The sequence below is a fragment of the Acinetobacter endophylla genome (genome assembly GCF_053543775.1).
Genome location: NZ_JBLVOM010000017.1, coordinates 15,152 through 29,207, shown reverse-complemented (window position 1 = coordinate 29,207; position 14,056 = coordinate 15,152). Strand labels below are relative to the sequence as shown.

General features: G+C 41.5%; 14 protein-coding genes and 1 riboswitch. Of the genes, 7 read left to right on the top strand and 7 right to left on the bottom strand.

Translation table 11 applies throughout. From position 1 onward, the window contains the following. Window positions 1-500: 500 nt before the first annotated feature. The 6 genes from ACNPNW_RS02825 to ACNPNW_RS02800 form a co-directional block, all read right to left on the bottom strand. Complete coding sequence (locus ACNPNW_RS02825; protein WP_253148626.1) at window positions 501-1,082, bottom strand: lytic transglycosylase domain-containing protein; 582 nt, start codon at window positions 1,080-1,082, stop codon at window positions 501-503. A 124-nt stretch (window positions 1,083-1,206) separates the two neighbouring features. Next, complete coding sequence (locus ACNPNW_RS02820) at window positions 1,207-1,698, bottom strand: GNAT family N-acetyltransferase (protein ID WP_253148628.1); 492 nt, start codon at window positions 1,696-1,698, stop codon at window positions 1,207-1,209. Between the two features lie 113 nt (window positions 1,699-1,811). After that, window positions 1,812-3,011, bottom strand: coding sequence for an acyl-CoA dehydrogenase family protein (locus tag ACNPNW_RS02815; protein WP_253148661.1), 1,200 nt, complete (start codon window positions 3,009-3,011; stop codon window positions 1,812-1,814). 23 nt (window positions 3,012-3,034) lie between these two features. Then, window positions 3,035-4,321, bottom strand: coding sequence for an acyl-CoA dehydrogenase family protein (locus ACNPNW_RS02810; protein WP_448766489.1), 1,287 nt, complete (start codon window positions 4,319-4,321; stop codon window positions 3,035-3,037). A gap of 246 nt (window positions 4,322-4,567) precedes the next feature. After that, complete coding sequence (locus ACNPNW_RS02805) at window positions 4,568-5,944, bottom strand: ABC1 kinase family protein (protein WP_004647106.1); 1,377 nt, start codon at window positions 5,942-5,944, stop codon at window positions 4,568-4,570. Between the two features lie 160 nt (window positions 5,945-6,104). Further along, on the bottom strand, window positions 6,105-6,413 hold the full coding sequence (locus ACNPNW_RS02800) for a hypothetical protein (RefSeq protein ID WP_180038477.1): 309 nt from the start codon (window positions 6,411-6,413) through the stop codon (window positions 6,105-6,107). A 200-nt stretch (window positions 6,414-6,613) separates the two neighbouring features. On the opposite strand from ACNPNW_RS02800, the gene ACNPNW_RS02795 reads away from it, so the two are divergent. From ACNPNW_RS02795 to ACNPNW_RS02770, 6 genes are all read left to right on the top strand, one after another. Further along, a complete protein-coding gene (locus ACNPNW_RS02795; RefSeq protein WP_180038476.1) occupies window positions 6,614-7,000 on the top strand; it encodes a DUF1311 domain-containing protein in 387 nt (128 codons plus the stop codon). Between the two features lie 204 nt (window positions 7,001-7,204). After that, window positions 7,205-8,215 carry a 50S ribosomal protein L3 N(5)-glutamine methyltransferase gene (gene prmB / locus ACNPNW_RS02790; RefSeq protein ID WP_005100101.1) on the top strand — a complete coding sequence of 337 codons (1,011 nt, stop codon included), beginning with the start codon at window positions 7,205-7,207 and terminating at the stop codon, window positions 8,213-8,215. A gap of 13 nt (window positions 8,216-8,228) precedes the next feature. Then, window positions 8,229-9,323 carry a chorismate synthase gene (aroC, locus tag ACNPNW_RS02785; RefSeq protein ID WP_004280471.1) on the top strand — a complete coding sequence of 365 codons (1,095 nt, stop codon included), beginning with the start codon at window positions 8,229-8,231 and terminating at the stop codon, window positions 9,321-9,323. Between the two features lie 67 nt (window positions 9,324-9,390). After that, on the top strand, window positions 9,391-9,912 hold the full coding sequence (locus tag ACNPNW_RS02780; protein ID WP_354268454.1) for a GNAT family N-acetyltransferase: 522 nt from the start codon (window positions 9,391-9,393) through the stop codon (window positions 9,910-9,912). Window positions 9,913-10,037: 125 nt separating this feature from the next. Further along, window positions 10,038-10,946 carry an AEC family transporter gene (locus tag ACNPNW_RS02775; RefSeq protein WP_374952739.1) on the top strand — a complete coding sequence of 303 codons (909 nt, stop codon included), beginning with the start codon at window positions 10,038-10,040 and terminating at the stop codon, window positions 10,944-10,946. Between the two features lie 317 nt (window positions 10,947-11,263). Beyond that, a riboswitch (glycine riboswitch) is annotated at window positions 11,264-11,351 on the top strand. Window positions 11,352-11,486: 135 nt separating this feature from the next. Then, window positions 11,487-12,731, top strand: a complete 1,245-nt coding sequence (locus ACNPNW_RS02770; protein WP_448766487.1) for a D-amino acid dehydrogenase — start codon at window positions 11,487-11,489, stop codon at window positions 12,729-12,731. A gap of 82 nt (window positions 12,732-12,813) precedes the next feature. Here the strand turns inward: ACNPNW_RS02770 and ACNPNW_RS02765 are convergent, their stop codons facing one another. Beyond that, window positions 12,814-13,467, bottom strand: a complete 654-nt coding sequence (locus tag ACNPNW_RS02765) for an A1S_1983 family putative colistin resistance protein (RefSeq protein WP_004731201.1) — start codon at window positions 13,465-13,467, stop codon at window positions 12,814-12,816. 100 nt (window positions 13,468-13,567) lie between these two features. On the opposite strand from ACNPNW_RS02765, the gene ispF reads away from it, so the two are divergent. Next, complete coding sequence (gene ispF / locus ACNPNW_RS02760; protein WP_253175055.1) at window positions 13,568-14,056, top strand: 2-C-methyl-D-erythritol 2,4-cyclodiphosphate synthase; 489 nt, start codon at window positions 13,568-13,570, stop codon at window positions 14,054-14,056.

Sequence of the window (14,056 nt, the reverse complement as noted above, 5' to 3'; positions counted from 1 at the left end):
TACCCATGTGAGAGTAAGTCATCGCCAGCTCATTATTCGAAACACCCCCTGTCAAATGACAGGGGGTGTTTTTTTTATGCGTGGGATTTTAGAAATAAGTCTTTTATTTCTGATTCTGATTTCTATATGCATTCACTTCCTATCGAGCTCCACGAACTTATTAATTTAAGTGTATAGAAGTATTTATCTGAAATCTTATTAAAGTCTTCTTAGAAGGATGATTCACGTTAATATGACTAGTGTTATCCGATCGATATAGTTTGATCTAAAAGATTTTACAGTCCTATCTTATAAATCTTAAAAAATAAAAAACCAGCGATTCGCTGGTTTTTTATGGCAGGGTATTTTTACCGAACACGCATATCACAACTGTAGTTAATATTTTCTAAATATGTTTTCATAGCAGAAATTTCAATAGGTATTATTTAATAACTACTAATTATCAAAGCTTTACATAAAATAGCCTAAGCATTATTAATTTAATTAGCTTAAATCAGTAATTATAGAGAGTCTTTCAGCATTTTTTTATGCTGTTTTACTTGTTTGGCATAACGTTTACCTTGTTTACGCATTTTACGATTATTTTCATAACCCGATGGACCTACATTATAATAGGCAAGCGCTTTCTTCCAGTCACCGGATGATTGATTATATTTAGAAAGAATATATGTACCACATTGGATATTACTGCTTTCATTGTATAAATCACCTGGACAAGTTTGTTGCCAATATCTCGGAATCACTTGCATCAAGCCTACCGCACCTGCTGGCGAAGTTGCTTGGCTACGATAAGTAGATTCCTGACGAATCACAGCCGCCACTAGAAGTGGATCTACACCCTGATTTTGTGCATGTTGAACAATTAAAGGTGAAACACGATTAGCTGTACTGGATGGGGTGGAATAAGCAGTTTGAATGCCTTTAGACAGCTTAGCTGCGCGTTTTTCTACCGAGCCTCCGCCCAAGGATGAGCAACCCGCAAAAAGAAAAGTGCTTAATAAAATAGAGGAAAATTTAAAAGAATGAGAATTAAATAGTGAACGTTTAGATTTAATTGGATTTAATAGATGAGAAAAAAACAAACTGTGAATTCCATGCCTGAATAAACGTATTTTGATGTTAGGCAGCCTATATACAAGAGTCAAGCTTGCTGCTGATGAAAGCACTTTATTACTATACAAATTTTATCTATCTAGTAAAAAACCTCTAAGTTGAAAGGGTTTTTAGCATCCAGATTTCACAGGCATCACTATGTCCGGTATTGCCTTCAGGATGATCAAGATGCTGAAAACCTAATTTTTCATAGAGTTTCACCGCTTGCCAAAGCACTTTAGTTGTTTCTAGATAGACTGACTTAATCTGATGAGCCTGTGCAAATTCAAAGGATAATTCTAAAATTTTCTTGGCAAAACCTTGCTGACGGATCTCAGGTAAAAAATACATTTTCTGAATTTCTAAAATATTTGCATCGCCTTTTAAGGGCGCAATTCCACCACCACCGTAAATTTTATTTTGTTGATCCACAATAACCCAGTAAGCTGATTTCGGTTGTTGATAAACTTGATATAGCTCATCTAGAATAGAATCGCCTACTGCGAAACCAGATTCTGCTGCCAGCCCAAAATCTTGGGAAACACGACGAATAATGCTTGCAATTTGAGCATTATCTTCAGGCTGAATAGGACGAATAGAGTACATATTGGACTGATTTTATTTTGAAAAAACGATGAATTTTTATAACCTTAAATCCTTAAAAAAGCCATCGTTTATTCAATTTAGATAAGTTTAATTCGCTATTTAATGAGCAATCATTATTTTAATTCGCTCGATGATTTTCCTAATTCCCGACGGGCAATAATCAGTTGCTGAATTTGCTGGGTGCCTTCAAAAATATCCAGAATCTTGGAATCACGCGCCCATTTTTCCAAAAGTTCAGTTTCGTTATAACCAATGGCTGCTGCCAGTTCGACACATTTTAAGGTAATTTCATTACCGATCCGACCGGCCTTGGCTTTGGCAATAGATGCTTCACGTGAATTTGGTTTGCGATTATCGGCCATCCAGGCGGCTTTCAGCATCAGCAAGCGTGCTGCTTCCCATTCAGCTTCCATACGATAGATTTGTGCTGCGATATTAGAGCTTTGTAAATACGGTGTGGCATAAGTGGAGTCCAGTTGATCCTTAAAAATCTCCTTGATGCGTTCCAGCGAGGCTTTCGCACAACCAATCGCCATGGCTGCAACCAGCGGGCGAGTATTATCAAAGGTTTCCATCACGCCAGCAAAGCCTTTAGCAACATCGATTTCTGCATGACCGAGCAAGTTTGCTGCAGGTACTCGACAGTTGATAAAGCTAATCGTGGCAGTATCGGATGATTTAATCCCTAATTTATGTTCCAGTCGTTCAACCTTCATTCCTGGAGTACCTTTGGTCACCACAAATGATTTAATGGCTGATCGTCCCAGTTTTTTATCCAAAGTTGCCCAAACGACTACTGCATCAGCACGCTCTCCGGATGTTACAAAAATTTTCTCGCCATTCAGAATATAGTTATTACCGTCTTTGGTCGCAGTGGTACGAATCGCAGCGGAATCTGAACCACAACCTGGCTCGGTAATCGCCATGGCTGCCCAAGTTCCATGAAAACGGTGCAATTGCTCATCATTGGCAACAGCTGCAATGGCTGAATTTCCTAATCCTTGGCGTGGCATCGAGAGTAATAAGCCAGTATCGCCATAACACATTTCAATAATACTCAGGGCCGTAGACATATTAATGCCATTTTTATTGCTGCTGTCTGCATCGCCACGTTTATTGACTGCTGCACCAGCATTCATGCCTTCACTACCTTGGTTCATACCATCCACGACTGAAGCGAGCATGTCTAGCTCTATCGGATAAGCATGTTCAGCCTTGTCATATTTACGTGAAATCGGACGCAAAACATTGAGGGCAACTTCATGTGCTTGATCAATCAAAAGCTTGAATTTTTTTGGAGTTTGTAGATTCATCATTGTTCTTCTTTATGTTCTAATCAGGCATGCAAGCCAGAATGGAGAATGGCAGTGGCTCTCAGGTCTCTATACCAGCGTTCTACCGGATGTTCTTTGGTAAAACCATGACCACCCAAAATCTGTACACCATCGGTGCCTATTTTCATGGATTTTTCTGCACAGTGTAGGCGTGCCAGATAAGCTTCACGATGAAAAGCTTGACCAGATTCAGTCAGACTCGCGGCATTCAGGATCAGCATTTGCATTGCGTCAATTTCAATGGCCATATCGGCAATCATAAAGGCGACACTCTGACGATGGGAAATCGGTTCACCAAAAGCGATACGTTCATTGGCATATTGCACACAGTATTTTTTGACTGCTTCACAGGTGCCCACCGCCATCGCACACCACATTAAATTACCCAGATCAATAAAAGCCGTATAATCAAAATCCACATCTCCCAGACGATATGCCGGAGTATTTTCAAATTTGAGCGTAACGGTTTCAGTAGCTTTTAATCCCATAGCCGGCGATTTTTTCGCAGTGACGGTACTGTCGCGTTGCACCACAAAGACCTCAGCTCTGCCATCTAGATCAGCACTGACCAGATAGAGATCGGCACTTTCTCCCAAGAGCACCAAGGTCTTTTGACCCCGAATCAGATAATGTCCCTGATGTGCAACAGCTTTAGTTTTAAGTTGCTCCGGGTTAAACGCTGCTGTTTCTTCCTGCACTGCAAAGGTGGCCTTTAACTCAGGATTCTCTGCGAAAGCGCCCAGATATTCTGACTGAATCTGCTCTGAGCCCCAGCGGGTAATAGCATTAATGACACTAAAAGTCGAAAGTAAGCCAGCCGTCAGACTGAAATCACCCTGAGCCAAATGTTGAGCGATTAAAATATTGCTAACTATATTCTGTTCCGATGCAACGCCCCCCAATGCTTCAGGCAGGGCATAGAAATTTAAACCTAAATCAGTGCTGTATTGCCAGAGTTCATGGGGAAATAATTCATGCTGATCTGCATCATGTGCCAATGGATATAGCACCTCTTGGGCAAATTGCTGCATGGCATTACAGGTCATTTGCTGTTCTTGAGTCAGATTCAGATCAAATAAGGATTTAGACTGATGCGGCAGACGCTGTTTTTGAATCTTCTGGCCAGATTTGAGAATTTTCTGAGTTTGACTCAGGGTTTTGAATCCTGCTTTTGAACTTTGATAAAGCGATTTTTCAACAAATTTACGTAGTTTTAATTGATCTAATACTTCGCTACCCGCGATTTTGGTCAGTATGGACAAGCCAAATCCTTGGGCTTTATTCACCATATTATTCATTCTGATTATCCTAAAGGTGTTGTCACGTTATTTTTTTAATACTGACATGCACTCAGAGATAAAACTATGTCATCCCTGACATGAATGATTGACAATTTTTAGGTTTTTGGGATTGAAGAAAGGGATGAATAAATCAATGAAAATTAAAAGAAAGATAAAAATACAAAAAATCCATTATGGATAAAAATTGACCCGAATGACAAAATCATCCGGGTTTTTTTTGATGCAGGTTTTATTTTAAGAGAGATGATGTTTAATCATGGCACGCACATTGGTTTTGGCATCAATCACGGTCATAAAGGTGTAAGCACCAATAAATTTACGGCTAATAAACATAAATTCCTTTGGTGGAACACTGAAATAACGTGAAGCCATAGATCTCGACGCCTGTTGCATCACACGGCTATGCAGCTGGCTTTTTTTCCAGTCATAACGGTTATGTTCATCCATGATGCCGGCTGGCAATTCTTGATTATTTAGCGGTGAACTAAACGCTTCTGTGGCCAGTAAAAAGACTTTGGCCATATCTGGTTTGATGCTTTGCGGAATCGAATCAAAAAACTCATAACCAGTCATCGCCTTGACCATCATATCCGAGTCATGATGATAGCCTGCCTGAATCAGGTTACGCGCAACACTGAGCAGATGTTGGTCAAACTGGCGGATCGCGCCAAAGTCGAGCAGAATGATCTTGTCGTGCACATCTGCGCCATTGCCCAGACGAACCAGATAGTTACCAAAGTTCGGATCGGTTTGCATCTCGCCCCATTCGAAGATTTCACGCACTGCAATTTCCAGAGAGGCTTCACCTAACTGGTTGCGGCGTTCTTGGGGTAGGGACAACATCACCGGGCTATTGATCGGCACACCACGTTCAAAGGTCATGCACAGCACACGATCAGAGCAATATTCATTAATAATCGTTGGTACGATATAGCGCGGATCATCTTTTAAACGTGCAGCAAAACGACGTGTGGTATCTGCTTCAATCTGATAATTTACTTCACGATGCATCATTTCACGGACTTCATCGAACCATTGGTCGAATTCGCGGGTCTGTGGCACGATACGGGTCAATTTCAGCATGTTTTTAAACAGGCTCATATCCGAATCAATGGCTTCTGCCACACCCGGATATTGAATTTTTAACACTAATTCCATACCATCAGATTTTCGGGTAGCACGATGTACCTGTGCCAAAGAAGCTGTGCCCAAAGGTTCATGATCAATGGTGAGATCGTCGAGCTTAGAACCGAGTTGTTGCTGTAACTGGGTCTTGATGGCTGGCCATGCCAATGCTACCGTCTGATTGTTCAGGGTATTTAGAGCCTGAGTGACTTCTTCTGGCAGAAAATGCTCACCGTACAGCGCCATCATCTGGCCAATTTTAACGATAGACCCTTTCAGCTTGCCAATTTCTGCCACTAGATAATCGGCCTGTTCTTTCATGGCTTTTTTACGTTTCTTTTCTTTTTCTTCTTCGCTTGAGAACATGGAGCTTGCACTAGAAGCTGCCCAACGCGTGCCTGCCAGCAAGGATGCCTTTGCGATCGATAAGCGTCGATCCATAGAGGAGGTTTTCAGTTGTTTAAGCTTATCGTTCTGATCTGACATGTAAACTCGATCCTTTCATCATCAGCATGAAGCAGAATAAATCATTGTAAGGGATAGTAGCGTTTCTGCACGTATTAAAAAAGTTTAAGCCGCTGAATTCATAGTAAAAGCTAGGCAAGCTTTCATTTATTCACCAACTTGTATCAGTTTAGACAGGGCATTATGCCATTTGAAATTGGATTTTTAATTCAGATCGTTGTTGTAACTGTTGTTTATTTGTTTGAATATGTTGATGAATCAGGCACTGTACGCTGTCATGCATGAAGCCCAAAGCATAGCCTTTTACAATCACAATACTTGGCAAGCCAAAAAACAGATATTTAGCATCGTCCAATGTCGCATCGGTAAATACGCCATGTTGCACTAAGGTCGACTGCAAAAATACCTTTTCTTGCTGCACCTGACTGGAGGCTTGATCATTCCAGTAATTCTGGCGCATCGCCATAAGATTATTGTGCTTATAGCTCATAGATCTGGGCTCGTTTGAAGATTGAATGCGGATTATATGTGGGTCATGGGCCAATTTTCAATTGTGCAACTGTTTAATCTTTTAGTCCGAGAAAGACATAGGATTTTTGTCCGGACTGCGTTAATATCAGTGGATAATTTAAACAATATTGATTGTTAAACATTTATTGGGATTGTACCGGTTTCGGTCAAGGGGAAGTTATGCGTCTTGCATGGTTTTTAGTTGCAATTTTTGCGGGTACTGCGGTTCAGACACAAGCTGCTGTTGGGTATTCTAAGGAATATACACAGTGCATGAATTTTAGTTATGGTAATACACCCAAAGCGGAAAAATGCTTGGAAAAAGAGCTGAAAGTTCATAATAAACGTTTGAAGAAAAACTATAAAACTTATTTTAAATTGAATCCGAATCAGACTGCAGTTATCCGCAGTCAGCATGTATTGTGGGAGCGTAAACTGTCCCAGCAATGTAACTTTAGAATGTCAGGAAAATATGCTAAGCAGCAACAGGGTCAATGTATGCTGGCTTTGATCATGGATCAGGCCAATCTTTATCAATCCCGCTCTTATGCGTCCGGGTTCCGATAAGTCATTATAGCATTAGCATGCAAATTTAACAGAAATACCTCTGAATAAAGTAAACATTTATCTGCATAATCACTCACAAAAACAGGAGTTTTATAATTTTTGTAGGCGTAGAGAATTCGTGTTTTTCATACTTTTAGCATTATAAAAGCAGGCAAAACAAGGTATCATAAGGCGTTTAAAAAAATGACCTTGGAGACGCCTTAAGTGGATCGACCGACTATTAGCCCTGAACATATGCAGGAAGCCGCTGAAAATTTAACCACCATTCGTGATTTTATTCGTTTTGGTGTGACAGCATTACGTCAATACGATGCACATTTGGGCCAAGGCACAGAAGATTATTTTGCTGAAAGTTCAGCGCTAGTGCTGCAAACCCTGTCACTAGAGTGGAAAGCGGACGCTGAAATTTTAGATGCCAAATTATTGCCAAGTGAAAAAGCCGAATTTTTAAGTCTGCTGGAACGCCGTATTAATGAAAAAGTACCGACTTCATATTTATTGAACCTGGCTTACTTCGACGGCAAACCCTACTATGTCGATGAGCGTGTGCTGATTCCACGTTCACCGATTGCTGAACTGATTCAGAACCGTTTTGCCCCGTATTTCCTGGGTGAACATGGTCAAATGGGTGAAGCGGTTAATAACTTGCCGGAAAACCCGAATCCGAAGATACCACAACGCATTCTAGATATGTGTACCGGTTCCGGCTGTATCGCAATTGCCTTGGCTTATGCTTTCCCTGAAGCGGAAGTAGATGCGACTGATATTTCGAAAGAAGCCTTGGAAGTTGCGCAAATCAATACTGAGCATCATGACAAGCAATATCAGATCGCTTTGCTTGAATCAGATCTGTTTGAAAAAATTCCAGCTGAAAACCAATACGATTTAATCGTATCTAATCCGCCGTATGTCGATGCGGAAGATATGGCTGATTTGCCTGAGGAATTCCATCATGAGCCTGAGCTTGCACTTGCTGCAGGTCAGGACGGTCTGGATCTGGTGCGTAAAATGCTGGCTCAAGCAGCAGATTATCTGACTGAGAATGGCCTGATCGTGATCGAAGTGGGTAACTCAGAATGGGCGATGCGCCAAAACTTTAATTCGGTTGATTTCTACTGGTTACAATTCCAGAAAGGTGGTACGGGTATCTTTGCATTGACTGCAGAGCAATGTCGTACCTACCGTGATTTATTCATACAGTCTATTCAAGCATAAGGAGTCGTTTGACATGGCAGGTAATAGTATAGGGCAACTGTTCCGTGTAACGACTTGTGGTGAATCTCACGGTGTTGGTCTGATGGCGATCATCGATGGGGTTCCACCCGGCATTGAGCTGACTGAAGCTGATTTGCAAAAGGATCTGGACCGCCGTAAGCCGGGTACATCGAAATTTGCAACCCAACGTAAAGAACCCGATGAAGTAGAAATTATTTCCGGTGTGTTTGAGGGTAAAACCACCGGTACTTCAATTGGTTTGTTAATTCGTAATACGGATCAAAAATCGAAAGACTACGGCAATATTGCGCAGACATTCCGACCGGGTCATGCCGACTATACCTATACCCAAAAGTATGGTTTCCGTGATTACCGTGGTGGAGGCCGTTCAAGTGCGCGTGAAACGGCAATGCGTGTTGCTGCGGGTGCAATTGCCAAGAAATTCCTTTTCGAGAAATTTGGCATTGAGATTCGTGGTCATGTAACCCAGATTGGTACTGAAAAAGCAGAGAAACTGGACTGGAACGAAGTTCCAAACAATCCGTTTTTCTGTGGCGATGTGGATGCAGTACCGCGTTTTGAAGCGCTAGTGACGTCTTTGCGTGAGCAAGGTACCAGTTGTGGCGCTAAACTGGAGATCATTGCATCTAAAGTGCCAGTGGGTTGGGGCGAGCCAGTCTTTGATCGTCTGGATGCTGACATCGCGCATGCCATGATGTCGATTAATGCCGTTAAAGGTGTAGAAATCGGTGATGGTTTTGGCGTTGCTGAACAGTTTGGTCATGAAAGCCGTGATGAACTCACCACAGAAGGCTTCCTGGCCAATCATGCTGGCGGTATTCTAGGTGGTATTTCTAGCGGTCAGGACATTCGTGTCGCAATTGCCTTGAAGCCGACGGCATCTATCACCACGCCGGGTAAAACCATTAATATTGAGCGTGAAGATACGGACGTACTGACTAAAGGCCGTCATGATCCTTGTGTGGGTGTGCGTGCAACGCCGATTGCTGAAGCGATGCTGGCGATTGTTCTTATGGATCACTTCATGCGTCACCGTGCGCAAAATGCCGATGTAGTTGCGCCATTTGCACCGATTGAACCTAAATAATTTGCTTTAACTTTAAAGTGAAATTGTTTTAAAGTCAGACTCCGGTCTGACTTTTTTTATTTATAAAATGAATCACTATAAAAATATACGATTGGCAAACAAGGCTGATATTCAGCAACTTACCATACTGATGAATACAGCTTATCGTACTCTGGGTGGATGGACGACTGAAGCAGGAATGATCCAGGGTGATCGTATTCAAGAACAACAGTTATATGAATTGCTCAATTTAGAAAATTTTCAGCTCTCTGTGCTGGAAATTGAAAATAAGCTTCTTGGTTGTATTGGCGTGAGCCTAGGACAGCAGATAGCAGAGATTGGAAGCTTTGCTGTTGCACCTGCTGAGCAAAACTCGGGTTATGGCAAGCAATTATTGGACTTCGCCGAATCCCATATTTTCGAAATATTTAAGAAGAAAGTGATTCAGATGTCAGTATTAAATGTCCGTACTGAACTGCTGGCATATTATCAGCGCCGTGGCTATCAGCTGACTGAAAAGATTAAAGCATATCCACTGGATCAAAATGTCGGAGAGCCGTTGATTCCGTTACATTTGCTAATCTTAGGAAAAATCATCAGATCAACATGATTAGTTGATGAAAATTCATGCTTTTTACTACTTAAATTGAGTAGTGAGAAAGCTCCTGAATATGCTAAGTTTTCTGTTTGGTCTAAGCGACTTAAGATTAGGCAGGAAACAGACCAGGATGTCACATGCTGCATATTATTTTAACTTCTTTATTTCCCCTCATCGGACTGATCAGCTTTGGCTATCTGCTTAAGCGTAGGCAATGGTTGAGTGACGATTTTTGGCGCGGTGCAGAAAAGTTAAATTATTATGCGCTGTTTCCAGTGATGCTGTTTTTAAATCTGGCCACTGCCCAGATTCAAATGGCAGTCATTCAGGATGTGGTGCTGGTCGTATTTAGCATCATGGCTGTGGTCAGTATTGCGCTGTATATTTTGCGTCATATTTACCAGATCTCTTATGCGCGTTTCGGCGTCTATGTTCAGGGCTTGCTGCGCTTTAATACTTATATCGGACTTGCTGCTGTTAGTACTTTATTTCATCAGCAGGGTATGACCATCTTTGCCGTGATTATGGTGCTGTGTATTCCTTTGGTGAATATCTTATCGGTGTTGGCATTTACCCGTAGTCACGATATGCAGCTGAAAAAAATCGTCCTGGATTTGTCTAAAAATCCATTAATTTTAGGCTGTATAGTGGGTGGTTTATTTAATCTTTCCGGTTTGTCACTCTGGATGGGAGCAGAGCAGTTCCTTAAACAGATTGCACTGTGCAGTTTGCCACTCGGTTTGATGTGTGTGGGAGCAGCCTTACAGTTTCAGGGTTTTCAACGTGATGTATTGCCACTCAGCCTGATGACCTTTGGTCGCCTGTTCGGAATGCCACTGATTGCATTTTTAGTGTGTAAAATTTTCCAGATTGATGCATTAACTACTCAGGTCTTGGTCTTGTTCTTTGCACTTCCTACCGCCTCAGCTTCCTATGTTCTAACCCGGGTGTATGGTGGCGATAGCGAGTTAATGGCCAGTATTATAAGTATTCAAACAGTGATAGCAGCAGGAAGCTTAGTATTGATGCTTTCTTGGATCATTTGAAATTCTAAAATGGATAATTAAGACTCTATCTCTTGTATTAAATGATACATATTTTGAATTACAAAAATAGCCTAAGCAAATTTAAATTCTATTTAAGCGTCAAAATCAAATAAGTCTTAGAATTTTATAAAGGGTAGAACTTACTCATTTCGCTGACAGAAGCAAAAGAAAGAATTAAAAATTTGATGTATATGCACTATCAGCTATCAAATGTATGTACTCTTATTTAAAAAAATCACAGATAAATTCACGTGAATTAACATAAATAAAAACTGTGTTTTTCCTAAAAATGGTATATAAATTGCTCATGATAATAAAACATTATTGCAGGAGAGAAATGCTTCTGCATTCGCCGAAGGAGCAAGTTCCCAGGAAACTCTCAGGCAAAAGGACTGTGATAATGGATAAAAACTCTGGAGAGAAGTGTTCAATCACTCACCGAAGGGGAAGGTGGCCGCATTGATGTGCAATGTATCCACCGAAGCTCTCAGGTACACATGACAGATGGGAAAAGACATCAATATAATCAAGGAGGTGTCTATGTGTCATGTCGTGGTGATTGGGGCCGGTATTACCGGAGTAACCACAGCTTATGAGCTGGCACAATCAGGCTATCAAGTGACTGTGGTTGATCGGCATCTTTATCCGGCAATGGAAACATCCTTTGCCAATGGCGGCCAGCTTTCTGCCTGTAATGCCGAAGTATGGAACCAGAAAGCCACGGTACTCAAAGGCATCAAATGGATGTCACAAAAAACCGCACCACTTTTGCTCAATCCTTCTTTCAGTGTGCATAAATACAGCTGGCTCATGGAATTTCTGGGCAATATCAAACATTATGAAGCCAATACCCGAGAGACTGTACGGCTGGCTTTACTGGCAAGAGCACGCTTATTTGAAATTGCCGAAACAGAAAATATTGATTTCAATTTAGAAAAACGTGGAATTTTACATTTTTATCATAACAAGACAGATTATGATGTTGCGATCAAAGTCAATGATCTGTTGTGTAGCGGTGGTCTAGAGCGCAATGCCATTTCCAATGCAGAAATCAAGCAGATCGAACCCGCATTAACTGGCGATTATTATGCAGGATTTTACTGTCAGAGCGATGCCACCGGGGATATTCATAAATTTAGTACCGGTTTGGCCAAAGCCTGTATGCAAAAAGGCGTGAAATTTGAGTTTGGTCAAGATGTTTTTGTTGTTGATCATCAGGCTCAGAATATTCGGGTTAAATGCAAACCTAGTACTGAAAATGTCCATTCCTCTCCAGAGGATGTTCTGGAAATTAATGCAGATGCCATTGTGGTCTGTGCAGGGGTTGGCAGCTATCAATTGGCTGAAATACTTGGTGAACGAGTCAATGTCTATCCAGTCAAAGGCTACTCGATTACCGTGCAACTGAATGATGAGCAGAGCCAGAACAACGCACCTTGGGTCAGTCTGCTAGATGAAAGTGCGAAAATTGTCTTGTCACGCCTAGGCAAGGATCGTTTGCGTGTTGCAGGAACAGCCGAGTTTAATGGCTATAACCGGGATATTCGTGCTGACCGAATTCAACCTTTAATTGACTGGACCAATCGTAATTTTGACCTGTGTACTGAGCATGTTGTTCCGTGGGCAGGCTTACGCCCCATGATGCCAAATATGATGCCTGTGGTACGCCGTGGCAAACATGAGCGGGTCTTTTACAATACCGGACATGGTCATTTGGGCTGGACTTTATCAGCTGCAACGGCTGCGATGATTAGTCAGGAAATTGCGCAATACTATCCAGCTTAAATTGATAGCCCGCTTGCGGGCTATTTTTTACACCAAAAATCTCATTTTATATGACAATAAATTATAATATTTTGAAAATAAATCAATCATATAGTCGATAAATACCGGTAAAACGTTCACAGCCTTTTTGCTGGCTACTGACCGCTAAAATGGCTTTACTATAATTAAATTCATAGCGGCAGTCATTTTCGTTATCGGTAATCTGGTTTTTTGTCTCAGGCGTAGTATAGGCTAAAAAAGGAATGATCTGCTTCTCAGCCCGGTTATTCGGATTACGATAGGCAAGACCTTCAACCTTGATCCGGTCTTTGGTCAGTTGATGAATCTTGAGATGAACAGGTTGCTTGGCGATTTGTCCCTGTTCAAACTTGATATAATGCTGGGTCAGACTTTGATTCAGCGAAATATAGACATTTAAATCATCTAAACGCCATTCAAACTGCTGTTTTAAACAATCTATGGTTTTGCATTGCTGTAAGCGGGTCGCCCATAGTTGTTGGCTATCTTGCAATAAGCGCACAGGTGCATCAGTAATCAGAAAAGCAGTAAAGTATTGGTCTGTGATTTTTTCACGAGATTCAGCCAACGATGCTGAGCAGACTTTATTCATGGCAGGCGTTTTTTTGCTGTAATCGCTACAGTCCATTGTGATCGCCGAGCTACCCGTAGAAATCATCCCCAGGCCGAGCATCAGGCCAATTATTTTCAACATATTTATATCAGTTTTCAGTAGCATGATCGCTTATACTTTCACTGTGTTACGCTTGGTCTAACTATAGCGAAATAGAAAGCAAGTGTACAAGATTTCAATGGGCTATTTCTAAAGGATGTATAAGGTGATCGCACAAATTCGTATTGGCCAGGGTCTGGATGTGCATGCATTTGAAGAAGGTGATTTTGTCACTTTGGCAGGCATTCAAATTCCGCATACTCAAGGTCTGAAAGCACATTCGGATGGTGATGTGGTGCTGCATGCACTCTGTGATGCTTTGTTGGGTGCATTGGCGCTTGGAGATATTGGCCAGCATTTTCCGGATACAGATCCTGAGTTTAAAGGTGCAGATAGCCGGGTACTACTCAAGGATGTCTATCAGCTGATTCTGGATCGTGGCTATCACCTGAATAATGCCGATATTACCGTGGCCTGTGAACGTCCAAAACTGGCTAAGCACAATCTGACGATGCGTCAAAGTATTGCAGATGTCTTAGATGTTGATGTAACTCAAATCAGTATTAAAGCCACCACTACTGAACAGTTAGGTTTTACCGGTCGTCAGGAAGGCATTATGTCGATGGCAACCGTGTTATTGAGCCACAGTAAATAA